Source organism: Paenibacillus sp. JMULE4, from assembly GCF_013337105.1.
Lineage (GTDB): Bacteria > Bacillota > Bacilli > Paenibacillales > NBRC-103111 > Paenibacillus_G > Paenibacillus_G naphthalenovorans.
Window position 1 is genome coordinate 319,228 of record NZ_SGWF01000014.1, and the last position, 14,168, is coordinate 333,395.

The 14,168-nt window shown below is 56.6% G+C and carries 16 protein-coding genes and 1 tRNA gene; 6 read left to right on the top strand and 11 right to left on the bottom strand.

Annotation, left to right across the window (positions count from 1 at the left end; genetic code table 11):
- Nucleotides 1–105: 105 nt before the first annotated feature.
- From EXW96_RS14380 to EXW96_RS14400, 4 genes are all read right to left on the bottom strand, one after another.
- Nucleotides 106–189, bottom strand: a tRNA-Leu gene (locus tag EXW96_RS14380).
- Nucleotides 190–441: 252 nt separating this feature from the next.
- On the bottom strand, nt 442–663 hold the full coding sequence (locus EXW96_RS14385; protein ID WP_062407220.1) for a hypothetical protein: 222 nt from the start codon (nt 661–663) through the stop codon (nt 442–444).
- 246 nt (nt 664–909) lie between these two features.
- Complete coding sequence (locus EXW96_RS14395; protein ID WP_054820161.1) at nt 910–1,137, bottom strand: hypothetical protein; 228 nt, start codon at nt 1,135–1,137, stop codon at nt 910–912.
- 64 nt (nt 1,138–1,201) lie between these two features.
- Nucleotides 1,202–1,345: a hypothetical protein gene (locus EXW96_RS14400; protein ID WP_160327339.1), complete on the bottom strand. Its 144-nt coding sequence runs from the start codon at nt 1,343–1,345 to the stop codon at nt 1,202–1,204.
- A gap of 243 nt (nt 1,346–1,588) precedes the next feature.
- Here EXW96_RS14400 and EXW96_RS14405 point away from each other — a divergent pair, with 243 nt between their 5' ends.
- Together EXW96_RS14405 and rpiA are read left to right on the top strand one after the other, a co-directional pair.
- On the top strand, nt 1,589–2,230 hold the full coding sequence (locus EXW96_RS14405; protein WP_062407218.1) for a substrate-binding domain-containing protein: 642 nt from the start codon (nt 1,589–1,591) through the stop codon (nt 2,228–2,230).
- 86 nt (nt 2,231–2,316) lie between these two features.
- The gene (rpiA, locus tag EXW96_RS14410) at nt 2,317–2,988 is read left to right on the top strand and encodes a ribose-5-phosphate isomerase RpiA (protein ID WP_174350823.1); all 672 of its coding nucleotides are present in this window, start codon (nt 2,317–2,319) and stop codon (nt 2,986–2,988) included.
- A 117-nt stretch (nt 2,989–3,105) separates the two neighbouring features.
- On the opposite strand, the gene EXW96_RS14415 is transcribed toward rpiA, so the two are convergent.
- A complete protein-coding gene (locus tag EXW96_RS14415) occupies nt 3,106–3,429 on the bottom strand; it encodes a hypothetical protein (protein WP_074727901.1) in 324 nt (107 codons plus the stop codon).
- A 142-nt stretch (nt 3,430–3,571) separates the two neighbouring features.
- Nucleotides 3,572–4,141 carry a xanthine phosphoribosyltransferase gene (locus tag EXW96_RS14420; RefSeq protein WP_062407212.1) on the bottom strand — a complete coding sequence of 190 codons (570 nt, stop codon included), beginning with the start codon at nt 4,139–4,141 and terminating at the stop codon, nt 3,572–3,574.
- Between the two features lie 304 nt (nt 4,142–4,445).
- Between EXW96_RS14420 and EXW96_RS14425 the strand changes: the two genes are divergently transcribed.
- Nucleotides 4,446–5,168, top strand: a complete 723-nt coding sequence (locus EXW96_RS14425) for a DUF4309 domain-containing protein (RefSeq protein ID WP_054820165.1) — start codon at nt 4,446–4,448, stop codon at nt 5,166–5,168.
- 114 nt (nt 5,169–5,282) lie between these two features.
- Here EXW96_RS14425 and EXW96_RS14430 read toward each other — a convergent pair whose 3' ends face one another.
- Entirely contained in the window at nt 5,283–5,885 is a 603-nt protein-coding gene (locus EXW96_RS14430; protein ID WP_217437366.1) for a DedA family protein, read from the bottom strand.
- A gap of 191 nt (nt 5,886–6,076) precedes the next feature.
- Here EXW96_RS14430 and EXW96_RS14435 point away from each other — a divergent pair, with 191 nt between their 5' ends.
- Entirely contained in the window at nt 6,077–7,123 is a 1,047-nt protein-coding gene (locus tag EXW96_RS14435; protein WP_062407205.1) for a YkvI family membrane protein, read from the top strand.
- Here the strand turns inward: EXW96_RS14435 and EXW96_RS14440 are convergent.
- Together EXW96_RS14440 and EXW96_RS14445 are read right to left on the bottom strand one after the other, a co-directional pair.
- Entirely contained in the window at nt 7,049–7,501 is a 453-nt protein-coding gene (locus EXW96_RS14440; RefSeq protein ID WP_062407203.1) for a hypothetical protein, read from the bottom strand. The genes EXW96_RS14435 and EXW96_RS14440 overlap by 75 nt on opposite strands.
- 32 nt (nt 7,502–7,533) lie before the next feature.
- Nucleotides 7,534–7,827, bottom strand: coding sequence for a hypothetical protein (locus EXW96_RS14445; protein ID WP_062407201.1), 294 nt, complete (start codon nt 7,825–7,827; stop codon nt 7,534–7,536).
- Between the two features lie 103 nt (nt 7,828–7,930).
- Here EXW96_RS14445 and EXW96_RS14450 point away from each other — a divergent pair, with 103 nt between their 5' ends.
- Nucleotides 7,931–8,692 (top strand): SDR family NAD(P)-dependent oxidoreductase, encoded by a 762-nt coding sequence (locus EXW96_RS14450; RefSeq protein ID WP_054820168.1) that lies wholly within the window; start codon nt 7,931–7,933, stop codon nt 8,690–8,692.
- 36 nt (nt 8,693–8,728) lie between these two features.
- On the top strand, nt 8,729–9,661 hold the full coding sequence (locus tag EXW96_RS14455) for an EamA family transporter (protein ID WP_174350825.1): 933 nt from the start codon (nt 8,729–8,731) through the stop codon (nt 9,659–9,661).
- Between the two features lie 57 nt (nt 9,662–9,718).
- Here the strand turns inward: EXW96_RS14455 and EXW96_RS14460 are convergent, their stop codons facing one another.
- Together EXW96_RS14460 and EXW96_RS14465 are read right to left on the bottom strand one after the other, a co-directional pair.
- Entirely contained in the window at nt 9,719–12,892 is a 3,174-nt protein-coding gene (locus EXW96_RS14460; protein WP_174350826.1) for an ATP-binding protein, read from the bottom strand.
- On the bottom strand, nt 12,889–14,166 hold the full coding sequence (locus EXW96_RS14465) for a metallophosphoesterase family protein (protein WP_137669948.1): 1,278 nt from the start codon (nt 14,164–14,166) through the stop codon (nt 12,889–12,891). Before EXW96_RS14465 ends, EXW96_RS14460 begins: the two co-directional genes overlap by 4 nt.
- Nucleotides 14,167–14,168 lie beyond the last annotated feature (2 nt).

Genomic DNA, 14,168 nt, shown 5'->3' on the forward strand with positions numbered 1-14,168 from the left:
CAATATATTTCTTATTACAGGGCTTCCAGGCCCCGTTATTTCATGCAAAAAAATCAAGTGCTTGAACCCCAGAGGCTCAAACCCTTGATTATTCGTTTCTTTTGATGCGGACGAGAGGACTCGAACCTCCACGGTTGTTACACCACTAGAACCTGAATCTAGCGCGTCTGCCAATTCCGCCACGACCGCAAATTTATTTCTCCGGGAAAGTCTATCAAAGCACTTCTTCCAAGGAGACAAGAAGTATAATACCATCGTTCAAAAGGGAAGTCAAGCATTTGTGTCCCCTTTTTTTCTAAATCTATATGATGCCATTCGTATGTTTACCGAGGCCATTAAAGCCGAAGCTTCTTCCAACCCCCTGTGCCGTCAAGTGAAGTCGTTCTGATCGCAACACCCGGTTTGCTGCTGCTCACCGCGTTACCTATACTGCGCCGTCGGCTAGCCCTCCCTGTATGCGCGGAGCGCCTGCTGTGCCCAAGCTTCAAGCGCTTCCGGCGTCTCCTGCCGGGGAGCTGCGAACAAATGGGCCGCGTGGCCGGGACTCGTGAAATCCCGCATCAGGACCTCTCCCTCGACCCCTTCGCCGCTCTTGCGAATTTTGAGAACATAATGCTCCTCCAAAAAAATATACTCCTCCTGCATCCCCCCGCTTTCCTGCATTGGTTATCACTCCTTGATCTGCGCCGGTTCTTTATAACCTATGGTGCCCCAAGCGCGGTCACCTCATACGTCGGTTGTTGTACCCGTCACCGTCATATCGCTTTCTTCCAGCCGAAAATTCAACTCCTGGAATGCAGCCGCTTTTGCTTTTGCAGCTTAACCGCGTTTACCCAAGCGGCTGCGCAATCCGGAACGAAAGCCGGCCAGCGGGAACGAAGGTACCGCATATTGGGCTTTTTTCGGCCATTATTCTTCCTCTATCGAGAACAAGGAAACCCTGGGTTCGGAAAACGGCTGATAGTGATAGCGCCGGTCCAGCTTGACCAACCGGCGGTTCGGTTTACGAATCATCACCGTGTTGTCGTCCCATGCGACTACAATGCCTTTGACATCGTTTGCGCTGTCCGCATCACGGACAACTCTCAACAGGGTACTCTCTAATCTATAAATATCCAGCTGTTCATCCGAAATCACGGATAACCCTCCTTTGGTTTAAGATTACCCCATCCAGGGGCTGCCATAAACCTGCTCAATCAGACTACGCGGGAGACACCGGCTTCAGGCCGGCAGTCGCTCTTCTTCCCACAATCGTGCGATGATAAATCGCGACAATGACAATGGCCGGCCCATCTTCCGCCATACTGCGCGGCGCGATGTCCAACGCTTGGCGGTGGGTCCGCAAGTTCGGCGTCTCCCTTTGGAGCAGTCGGAATGTTGTCTTGATTGTACCGCGCACTGCCCGCACCTGACAACCTTCGGGAGGGGTATGGCGCGAATTTCCATTTTCGTCGATTCCGAACTGACAAGTCCGATTCGCGGTCGCGCTTGGCGATTCCGATTTTAGCTCCCTTCAGACACGCCGGCGGGACAAGCGATCATTGCCAACGCGGAGGAGGTTCTCGGTCACATCGAAGACCTGAAGCGCTTGTCGCAAGGCAGCCATTCGACGCTTCACCAAGAGCTCAGAGTGGCGGCGCTGTCCGGATTCATGCCCATCCTTGTGAAAACCATCGTTGAATTAAAAAAGGTGGCGCCGAACATCCAAACGAGTATCATCGAGATGGCTTCGCAGGATGTCGTCAACGAAATTCAAAACGATCGTCTGGATATCGGGTTAATCGTTTATTCCGGACGCGTGATGAACGCGGCCAAGGGACTTCTGTTTGAGCCTATGCTTCCGGGGGAATTCGTATTGGTGACCGGCAGGACGTCTCCGCTTGCGTCATTACGGAGCATCAAGCCGGATGTCCTGCTGCAGCATCCCATGGTTCTTTATCACGATAATTACCTGTTGCAGTTCAAGGATCGCCTGATGGCCGAATACGGCCGAATAAATTTGCTGTTCGTTTCCAATAATTTGGATGCGCTCGATCAGGCCATGATCGAGGAGCATGCGGTTGCGATCGGACTCGATTTTTCCCTTGGGCAGGACCCGCTGGTTGATAACGGCGATCTTGTCGTGCTAGAGTTGGATATGAACAAGCCTTCGCTTCAAATTGGCTGGGTATATCCTCAGAAGATCAGCCGCAATGAGACGATAACGGTTCATGGCATTGGTGAACCATAAATTGAACCCTGAAGCAAGGCCGTACTTGATGAATAGCTGAGCGACGTTCCATACTTTTGCATAATGCGGCAGCGAGGTGTCGGGAAATGAATGAGAATTTAAAAAAGCTGGCGGCCGAAAAAGCGGTGGAAACGCTGGAAAGCGGCATGATCGTCGGACTGGGCACCGGATCGACCGCTTATTGGGCGATCAAACGCATCGCGGAGCGCGTGTGGGAGGGGCTTGACATCAAGGGGGTCCCAAGCTCCGAACGTTCCGAACAATTTGCAGCGGAGTGGGAAATCCCGCTGATCGGCATCGAGGAGATCGACCGGATCGATGTGACGATCGACGGGGCGGACGAAATCGATCCTTTTCTTCGCTTGATCAAAGGCGGGGGCGGCGCGCTTCTGCGGGAAAAGGTGCTGGCGGCAAACAGCGACAAGCTTCTGATCATAGCCGACGAATCAAAGTGTGTGGAGACGCTGGGGCGGTTCCCGCTGCCGGTGGAGATCGTTCCGTTTGCGGTACGGCTGACGCTGAACCGCCTGCGGGAACTGGGCTGCACGCCCGCCGTCCGTCTTGACGGCGACCGGCCTTACTGGACAGACAACGGGAACTTCATTGCCGACTGCCAGTTCGGTTCCATCGCGGACCCGGAATGGCTGGCCGTGCAGCTCAATCAAATTCCGGGCGTCGTGGAGAACGGCCTGTTCGTGCGGATGGCCTCGGCGGCTTATATCGGCCGCAGCGACGGCACGGTCGAAATCATAAAATGAACGCCATTCAACGACAGGCAGCCCCGTGATTCAAAAAAAAACCTGTGCCGCCGTTTATGCTTCGGCGGACAGGTTCTTATGGAAGACTGCATTAACAGCAATCGATCATTTATTTAACTAACTGACATGTTCTCTTGAATCATTCGTTTCGAACCAGTAGTCGAGTACTCTGCTGGACATAACCCGCTTGTTGATGTAATCGACCTGCTGCTGCGAAAATTGCTCCTCCCATGAAATCTGGAGCTCGTTGCAAAGCTTTACGATCGTCAACAGCTCAGACCAAGCCACATACCGTTTGTACCAAAAAAATTGAGGATGCTCAATCATATAGGGATACAGATCGTCAAAATCCGTATGTTTACAATCAAGGGCACGTTCAAAGTGTAATTTCGCCTCTCTTAATTTGGTTACGAAAAAATCGGACGGAACTTCTTTCCCCATGCAAGTAGCACCTCCCCATGTTAGTCAGTTGCAGATGAACTGGCTTTAAGCATTGCTCATTTAATTCGCTTACTCATCATTATATAGTAAAATGCGCTTGGATGGAAGGCTTTCTGTCGCACGAAAATAAGTTCCGATACGGTTACTCGAATTGAATCTGCCCGTTGGCCAACGATGAGATTTTCACCAAAGACTCTACACGAACGCCGGATTCGCGGATCGTCCGGCCGCCGGCCTGGAATGATTTTTCAACCGCGATTCCCACACCGAGCAATGTGGCTCCAGAGCGTCGGATAATGCGAATAAGTCCTCGTGCGGCATCCCCGTTTGCAATAAAATCGTCTATAAGCACAACCCGGTCCGTTTCATTCAAAAATTCTTTAGATACCATGATATCCGTCACCATCCCTTTGGTAAAAGACGGTACACGTTCGCAGTAGGTTTCCGTATCCGTATTCAGTGTTTTCTTCCTCCGCGCAAATACAAGCGGGACGTTCAACTCTTGTGCGGCCGCAAAAGCGATCGGAATGCCGGACGACTCGATCGTAACAATCTTCGTCACGCCTTCTTCCCGAAACAGCTTGGCGAATTCCTGTCCCATCGCTGTTGTCAGGGCTGGATCGACCGCATGATTCAGAATGGCATCCAGCTTAATGACCTCATCGGATAAAACAACGCCCACTTCCCTTATTTTTTGCTTCAATAATTCCATTCTCCACGCCTCCGTCTCTGAACCTCTATTTGGATAACTTATCATAACGGCAAACTAGGTTTCAAGTATCTTCTTTAAGCGGATTCCATAAATTTATGCAACCTTTTATCTTGTTCCTTCGTCTATAACATTATAAGGAAGAAAGATCGTCTGCCGGAGTAAAAATGAAGCTTTGTAAATGGTAACCCTGTTTTTCATGCCATTTGACCGGATTCGGCGTTTTTTGGTCTTTGTGAAGCCGGCTGTGAAAGAGTATCATGAAGTAGGCTCAATGGTGTAATGTTACACGGAAAGGAAGTTCGTGATGAATAAAAGGCAAAGTTTCATCGGATTCTTGTCCGTTATGATGGTGATAGCGCTCATCGCTGCAGGATGCACAAAGGAGCAAGCGGGACCGGGCGAGACTCCGGATGGAAGCGCACAAGCGGTCGTCTCTGGAACACTGGCACCCGGCGATGAAGCATGGTCACCTCAGACACCTGCAACGGACCCGTCTGCCGACGCTCCGCCGGACTCGGCTTCCCCTGCCGATACGAATGAACAAGTCTCTCTTGCCAGCGCACGTACAGAAGACAATGAAAAGAACGGCAGTGCTCCGAAAACCGGAGGCGGCACCAAGCCCAAAATCAAAATCGAATCGCCTTACACCGAAGCCAACCCGACTCTGCTCGGCTTCACGCTGAAGACCAGTGCGGAGGAAGTGGTGAGCAGGATCGGCAAACCGAGGGAGCAGTTCGTCATGGTAGACGATACCGATCCGATTACCGTATACGACTATACCGATTTCCTGATGGGCTTTAACCAAAAGAACGAACTGCTTTTTATCGATGTCAGAAGCGCGGATATCAATCCCGGACTGGGGGGCCTGAAGCTGGGCGATCCTGTCGCAAACGTGACAAAGGCGCTCGGCAAGCCGGATGTCAACACCACCTATGTACTCTCTTATAAAGCCAATGGCGCCATGCTGAAGCTGGATATCGATCCCAAAACACAAACCGTGAATTCGATCAAATTGTTTGCAGAATAAAATAACCCGCCCGGTTCGGTTAAAAACGGGCGGGTTATTTCGTGTTTAACGCGTTTTGTGCGAAAGGAATTGAAATGGTTTTCATCGATGCGCAGATGACCGCAGATGAAAGACTTATTTCGAGCCATACAGCGCCCGCTTGCGGTACCTCCAATAGATATAGGCCCCGACACAGGCGACGGCGACAATAATAAACACAGGCATACACAAATAATGATGCGCCGCCTCCAGGATTCGCGGAGCGTTCATACCAATCACATGCCCGAGCGTCAAGAAGGTAGTCACCCAGATCAATCCGCCGATCCCCGCAAAAAGCAAATAACGCCAAATCCCCACATTGCTGACGCCTGCCCAATAACAGGTAAAATGGCGCACCCCGGGAACGTAATACCCGAAAGCAACTGCCCACATGCCGTATTTTTTGAACCAGTTCTCCGCCACATGCAGCCGTTCAGGCGTAAGCTTGACCCATTTTCCATATTTATATAGAAAAGGCTTTCCGACCTTCCTTCCAAGAATATAGCTTACCACCATACCCGTCATCGCTCCGCAGAAGCTGACCGCCAATGTAACGCCGAACGATAGCAGCGGTTCCTCGGCTGCGGTAAGAGAACCGACAGTCGTCATTAAAATTTCATCAGGAACGGGAATACCGACGATTCCCAGTGCCAATAAACCATATAGAGCAAAATAACCGTAGTGATCTATCAATTGCAAGAGATGCTCCACCTTGACACGCTCCAGCGAAAAAGTTGTCGAAACTCAAGCTAGTCTCATTGTACCAGATGTTTGATATTTACCCAAGAACAACTTTCCTGACGGTCTTCCGGGCAATAAAAAGTCATGAGGCTTGACCGAATTTCATACGTTATATAGTAGCCAAGCCGTTAAAGGGGAGGATCGCATAAATGAGAAGATGGGGAAGCATCCTGCAGGTCAGCTTCACCTATGTAGGTACCGTCGTCGGTGCAGGATTTGCCACCGGGCAGGAAATATTGCAGTTTTTTACCCGCTACGGCTGGATGGCCACGCTGACCATCGGGATCGCGAGCGTGCTGTTCGTATGGCTCGGGATCAAGCTGATGCTGCTCGCCAACGTTGCAGGAGCCAAATCATATGAAGATCTGAACAAACTGTTGTTTGGGGAGCGCATCGGCAGCCTGATCAGCCTTTTTACCTTGATTTCTTTGTTCGGTGTATCCACCGTGATGCTGGCAGGCGCCGGTTCCGTCTTTTCCGAGCATCTGAATCTGCCTTACCAGGCAGGATTGGCCGTTACGCTGCTGTTGTCCTATGTGCTCCTGATCAAAGGAATGAACGCCATTATGACCGTTAATTCCATCGTCGTACCGTTAATGATGATATTCAGCTGCATCGTGGTTTGGAACGCTGTGAACTCACCGGGGTCCGCCAACTGGCTGCTGCTCGAAACCGGTTACTCCTTGCAGCGCATTTGGTTTGCCCCTTTTTTGTACGTGGCCTTTAACCTGACGATGGCCCAGGCCGTATTAGTCCCCCTTGGCGCCCAAATCGATGACCGTTCGGTACTGTTCTGGGGCGGATTATGGGGTGGAGTCGGCATCGGCCTGATGCTTATCGCAGGACATTTTGCCCTCTCCGCGCAAATGCCGGGCATTATGAATTACGATATTCCCATGGGCCAGCTGGTCTTGGGCCTTGGCTCGCTGCTGCCCTTGTTGTTTGTGCTCGTCATTTACGGCGAAATCTTCACTACCCTGTTGGCCGATGTGTACGGCTTATCCCTTCAGCTCGAACAACGGACACGCTTATCTTACAAGACCATCGTCCCCGTTGTTCTCCTGCTCAGCTATGGCATCAGTCAGATCGGCTTTAAAGCGCTGATCTCATCGCTTTATCCTTTACTCGGCATGCTCAGCATGGCCTGGATGGTCATGATGATGTGGCGCAGGACTCCTTCGATCCGTCCGAACTAACGATAAGGTCAGCGCTAAACGGACGATCAGCATCAGCATACCGGACAGGGTAAAAACGAATCCGCACAGCAAGTACCCGAAATGGTAAGGGGGATATTGATCCGCATCCCGCAATACGGCGACCAGATCTGTGAATAAGAACATGCTGCCGACCATAAACAAAACGAGCAGCGCATAATCGAAATAAGTCCATTTCAGCAAATGCGGGGCACTTTTTTGAAGCCAGCCGGAAGGGTTTCCCGGAGGTCCGTTCTCCTCCCCGTCCGGCTCCCCCTTACGGGCTTGAGCCCCGGCAAAGACCGACCAGGCCAGAAGCACGGCCGAGCCCGTCACGGCAAGTCCCAACGCACCGCCGAACAGAGCTAACAGCGTCATCATGGTTGCAGCACCTCACAAGCGATTATTGGATATTAAAAGGTATATCGGCTCAATTCATAGGCCATCCACACAAAAAGAGCAAACAACACAGCGGGAAGAATCGCTATGGACGCTTTTAAGATGCCTGCGGGTACGGGCGCTTCACGCCAAAGCAGACCCCATCGGCGCCAAGCGGATTCCGGCAGGGACAACGTTCCCGCCTCGTCCGATGAGAGGGCGGCGGCCTGTCCTGTTCCCGTGATGGTTTTTCGCTTTCGGCCGTCACGATACGTCATCTCGCGGGAGACACGCTGCTTGTTAGGCGATTCAGATGGTTCCGAATTCATGAACGGTCTCTCCCCTCGTCTTCACATTATTCTTGTACTACCCCTATAGTATTCGATATACTCAAAAAAAGCAATGTTTCGATGCCAATCAGGAGGTAGTTCAATGCGTAAAGTAGCTGCCGTCACAGGCGGAGCGCAAGGGATCGGTAAAGCGGTTGCCCTTGAATTCATCAAAGCGGGCTATGAGGTGTCCGTGGCGGATACGGACCAGGAAGCAGGAGACGAGCTAGTCGCGGAAATCCGCGAGCTGGGCGGCAAAATCCTGTTCTTTCCCGCCGATGTGTCCAGGGAAACGGATATTGAACAATGGTTCAAGGCTATGCTCGAAGAGCTTGGCCGGGTCGACGTGCTCGTCAACAATGCCGGGATCGGCATTCACGGGTCCATGCTGGACCTGCCGCTGGCGTCATTCGATCGGGTCATCGGCGTCAATTTGCGCGGAGCGTTCGCATGCTCGCAGCATGCCGCCAGAGCTATGAAATGCCAGGGCTCCGGTGTTATTATTCATATGGCTTCTACCCGAGGACTGATGTCGGAAGCCGATACGGAAAGCTATGCTGCCTCCAAAGGCGGCTTACTGGCGCTCACCCATGCCATGGCCGTCAGTCTCGGCCCTTACGGGATCCGTGTGAACGCCATCAGTCCCGGCTGGATCGAGGTTGGTGATTGGCAGAAGGCATCCAAACGCCGGAATCCGGTCCATACCGAGCGTGACCGGCTGCAGCACCCGGTGGGACGCGTCGGAACGCCTGAAGACATCGCAGCCGCCTGTCTCTATTTGGCCGATGACCGGGCTGGCTTTATTACCGGGCAGAACCTCGTGATCGACGGGGGCATGACGGTCAAAATGATTTACGAAGAATAAGCACCTTATCCGTCTGACAATAAGGAGATTAGCATTATGTGGTTCGTATTTGCGGCTGCCTCATCGATCTGCTTCGGATTGAGAGGCATCCTGTATCAATGGACGTCGCAGCGGCCGATCCACCGTGATCCGCTTCTGTTCGGCGTTTTTCTGATGGGCGCGCTGGCCGCGCTGTCCGCCAGCCTGGTGACCGGACAAGCCTGGACCAGGCCTGTATGGATCGGAGTGCTCATGGGGCTGTTTTCATTTGCCTCCAACGCGTCGATGTATAAAGGCTTCGCCGTCGGAAAAACATCGCTTGTGGCGATGTTTACCGGCCTTCCGCCCGTAGTAGTCGTAGTGCTCGCTTATTTATTCTGGGGCGAAAAGCTGAACGGCTGGCAGCTGGTTTCGTTTCTGGTTATCATCGCCGGGATTATCCTGATCCGTTATTCCAGCGATCTGTCTCTGAACAATCTGCAAGGCGCCCAGTGGGGAGCGCTCGCCATGCTGTTCTTCGCCTTGAACGATCTCACCGGAAAGCAATCCGCCCTGCTTGAAGCGGCGGCAATGCCGACGCTCACACTCATGTTTACGACCGGCGCGATTTTGTTCGGGGTCGTATGGCTGCTGAATATGAGGCGGCAGGCTGCCGCAGGACTTGACCGTGCCGTGAAGGAAATCGCGGCGGCCGCGGAGGAGGCGGGAAGTCCTCCTGCCGCCGCCGCGGATTCGACAAAGCTGTGGTCACCCGGCAGAACGGTGCTGTGGGGGATGGTGGTCGGCAGCACGAACGCCATCGGCATGATGCTGCTCATGCAGGCGTTCAAGCTCGGAGTAACCGGACTTGTCAGCGCCGTCGTTTCGATGAATGTCGCACTCATCCTGATATATGCCCGTTTCGTGCTCAAAGAAAAATTCAGCCGCCTCGAATTGGGCGGCTTGTTATGCGTATTGACAGGCATGATTCTTTTGAGGCTGTCAGCTTAAAAGCATCATGCCGGCGTTCCATGGGAGAAAGCTGACGCCAACCGGCAGCTGAAACGATTATGGCGTAAGACGACTGACGGATGCCGCCGGAAAACGGGATGCATAAGCGTCCAGCACGTGCCTGTGGCAGGTGAACAGCAGCAGCTGATGCCGTTCCGCAACGGACCGCAGCAGGTCCAGCCCGTATCCCAGCCGCTCATCGTCAAAATTGACGAACAAGTCATCGATGACAAGCGGCAGTTGGATACCGGATGCGGCATATTCGTCCGCAAGCGCGAAGCGGATGCACAAATACATTTGCTCCGCCGTTCCCCGGCTCAAATGAACCGTATCCAGCTGCTCCCCGTTTTCTTTTTCCGCGAGCACTTTCTGCTCGCCCAGCGGGGCGAGCATCCGGACGTAGCGTCCGGCGGTCACACGCTCAAAGTAAACTGAAGCTCTCTGCATGACGGAGGGCTGTTTCTCGTGCTCGTACATCTTCTTTGTCCTTACGAACAGCGAGCTGCACATCGCATGGACGGCCCAGCGCCTGATCAAGCGCTGCAGCTCGGCCCGACGATCCTCCACCGTCTGCAGCTTGTCCGCATGGTCCCCGCCGGATATCAGCCGATCAAGCTCATAACGCCGGCGGGTCTTCTCCTCCCGGACATGTTCCAGCAATCCGCGGCTTGACTCCAGGTTTTCCTGCAAAGCCTGAAGCGTTTCTTCCAAATCTGCGGCCTGCCGCCGCTCCAATTCTTCATTCAACCGTTCCAGCTGTTCATCGCCGGCCAGGGTTCTGAGCGCAAGCTCCTCCTGCCTCAGCTCGGCGAGCAGTTCCAGCCGCCGCCGGTACTCCACATAGCGCCTGCGCAGCGCTTCTTCCCCTTCCGCCTCCGCCGCCTGGAGCAGCTCCAGACGGCGGGCTTCGCACCGTTCCAGCTGCTGCTGCAAAAGCGCGGCCTGCTGCTGCAGTTCAGCAAGCTGCCGGCGGCCGTGCTCCAGCTGCTGCAGCCGGGCAAGCTCTCGGTCGCGGGCGGCCTGCCACGCCCTCAGCGCGGGCCCCGGGTCGCGCCCGGCCGCGTCGCCGAGCAGCGCCGCCGTCTCCGCCGTGAAGCCGGCGATCGTGCGCCGCATCGCCTCGCAGCGCGCCGCCTGCCGGCGCAGCCGCTGCAGCTGCTCGAGCGCCTGCTCCGCCAGCTGCAGCAGCTCCAGCGCCGCCTCGGCGCTCGCGCTCTCGGGCAGCGCGTGCGCCTGCAGCCAGGCTTGCCAGCGCTGACGCAGCGGCTCGCCCGCCCGGGCGTGGCGCTCGCGCTGCGCGCGCAGCGCCAGCAGCCGCTCGCCGGCGGCCGCGCGCGCCGCAAGCTGCGCCTGCCGCGTGCGGAGCTGCTGGTCGAGGGCATCGAGCCACGGCTCGATGCCCTCCGGCTGCAGCGGCAGCGCGGCAGGCGCCGGGTCCGGGGCGCCGAGCCAGTCGGCAGGCTCGGCTGCGGCGGCCGTCTCCGCGGCGGCTCCCGCATCCGCGAGACGCCGCAGCCGGCGCAGCTCCGCAGCCAGCGCCGCCTCCAGCGCGGCCGCCTGCGCCGGAGCATCCGCGGCCAACCCGCCTGCGTAGGGGCGGCGCTGCCGTGACGCGCCCTTCGACGCCGATCGGCGCGTGACGGTCCAAACCAGGCTAACGCCAAGCAAAATGACAAGAGTAACGCCTGCGGCCACAAACTCCTGCATGATCGCCAGCGCGCCCGGAATCAACAGCGTAAGGGTATAGACTCCGTATAAAGGGGCGCCGGAACCGCCCCCTGAGGAGCCTGAGCGGTGATACTGCTCCCAATCCTTCTCCCGCTGCTGGGCAAATTGGATTTCCTTCAGCGCATCCTTCCAGTCGGACAGCAGGCGGCGGGCCGATTTGATCCGCTCCAGCCCTTCGCGGACGGCTTCTTCATCGGCAGCGTAGAACGGCTCGTCCTCCGACAGCCGTCCATCCGAATCGCCGAGCTCCTGCCGGATCCGCTCCAGTTCCGCCGTCAGCAGCGCATCCTCCTGCCGCCAGACACGCCACTCCTCCCTGAAGGCGGACGCTTGCTCCCGCAGCATGACGGGCGACGGGAGCCCTTCCACATGCTCCGCCGTCCACTGCGGGTCAATCCTCCGCAGCAGCCGCTCCAGCTCAGAGGCAAGCTGCTCTTCCTCCGCCTCCGCTTCGGCAAGCAGCCGCTTCGCCTCCTCATAGGCCGGGCGGCGCTCGAGCAGGTCTTCAAGCTCGGTTTGCCGGTCCAGGACGTTCCGGTCCGAACCCTCCATTGAAAGCAAATCCTCTATCCCCCGGCGCAGCTCGGACTGCGCCAGCTCCAGACGGTCCTTTTCCGCAGCAAGCCGCTCCCGTTCGGTTAAGATTGCGTCAAGCCGACTGACCGCGTCTTCAGGAAACCGCTCCAGTCCGTCCGGAAGCGCGCCGAGCTCCTGCTTCAGTTCCTTGGCGCGAACCCAGTGCGGTCTCGCCCGAAGGCAGCGCTCCAACCAGTCCGCCTGCATGGCGAGCTCTGTCTGCAGCGCTTCCAGCCTTTCCTGCTCGGCGGCCAGCTGCCCCGCTTCCGCTTCCATGGCATTATACCGCTCCGCCTGAGCCCGGCTTTCGGCCAGCTCCGCTTCTGCCGCATCCAGATCCTGCAGCGCGCGGTTGATCAGCGGCGTCCGGCCGCGCGGCCGAAACAGCTGCTCAAGCTCCTGAGCGAGCTTCTTCTCCGCTGTGCGAAGCTCCGTTCCGCTTGCGCCAAGCCCCGCGCTGTACAAAAAGCCGCTGATCTCATCGCTTTGCAGCGTCCCCAGCTCCTGCAGCTCCGTCAGGCCGAAAGCGAACAAGCTGCGAAACAGTTCGGGCGTAATGCCGCCAAGCAGTGCCGACAGCTCCGGTTCCCCGCCTGTCGTCCCGTCCGGAAACGTCACGCGGACCCGGCCAGCTGCCGGCGTTCTTCCGCGGCCGCCCTGAGGGCTGGACCAACGCTCCACGCGAATGCGTCTGCCCTGCTCGTCCGAAAGCGTAATCGCACCGCCTTGGCCACCTCCCTGCCGCGGGCTGTAGCGGTCCGCCGCTCCTCTCGTCCCAAAGCCGAACAGCACCGCACGGATGAAATTCAAGATCGTGCTTTTACCAGCTTCATTCGGCCCGTACACAAGAGATACGGGGCCTTCAAAAGATAAACTCAGGTCCCGGATCCCTCCGAACGCTCCGATATCCAGCCGCTCGATTCTCATCCGCTCCACCTCGTTTCCGTCCCTGCCAGCATGTCGATGGCAAGCTCCTCCGCCTCACGCAGCCATTGCCCAAGCTCCTCCTCGCCCAATTCCGCCAGCAGCGCCGCAAGACGGGGCTGCGCAGAAAGCGGCGAGAGCGCTTCGGCCGCAAACGCAGCCAACCGGGCAGGGTCCGCGCCTGCCGCTTCCGAAAGCCGCAGCAGATCCCCGAGAAATCCCGGGCGGCCTTCCAGTTCTCCGCGGTCTATCGGCGCGCCGGTCCGGTCTTCTACCGACTCCACCCAAACGGTATGCCTGGCCAGGCTTTCCTTCAGGGCCGATCCAAGTTCGGCCAGCACCCCGCCGCGTTTGAGCACGGTATGCATCGGACCCCGGCCTGTCAGCGTCACCCTCAAGATCACGGCCCGTCCTTCGCCTGCCTCGGCGGCTGCCCAGACGGCTTCCTCCAACGCTTCCATCAGCTGCTGTTCCGTTTCCAGGCCGTCTATAGCCGCTTCCGCTTCCTGCCATCTCACATCATCCAGCGCGTGAAACATCAGCTCCGTCTCTCCTGAAGCCGAGACATCGACGAGATAACATCCCCTGGGCCCGGTCTCGCGAATATGCCGGCCCTGCACGTTGCCCGGATAAACAACCCACGGCTTCTCGTGCAGGATGCGCCGCGTATGTATATGCCCGAGCGCCCAGTAATCGACGCCGCGGGCAAGCAAATCGCCTAGACGGCACGGAGCATAGTTGTCGTGCTTTGCGTCGCCGTCCACGTTGGTGTGAAGCATTCCGATATGATACAAACCGTCACCCCAATCGCGAAACCCCGGCGTCAAATTGTCCGTCACCGAAGATTTTCCGAAGGAAATGCCCGAGACCCTTGCCAAAGCCTCCCCGTCCGCAGCCCGGACGATTTCGCTTTCCACCCCGCCTGCGCCGAACACTTTGACTTCATCGGGCCATGTGAGCTTCGCGCTGTATCCGTCATGCAGAGGATCGTGGTTTCCATGGATGACAAAGGCGGGTATCCGATGACCCGCCAGCGTCTCCAAAGCTTGCCGGAACCGCAGCTGAGCGCGCAGCGAACGGTCTTTGGCATCATATATATCGCCGCTGAACACGACGAAATCAGCCCTCTGGCTGACCGCCAGATCCGTGAGCCGCAAAAGCGCGGTGAAGCTCGCCTCCTTCACCCGCTCCCGCCATGCTTCGGGAAGTCCGGCCAAACCGCGAAACGGACTGTCCAAGTGCAGATCCGCCGCGTGAATAAAACGAAAAGACCTCATGC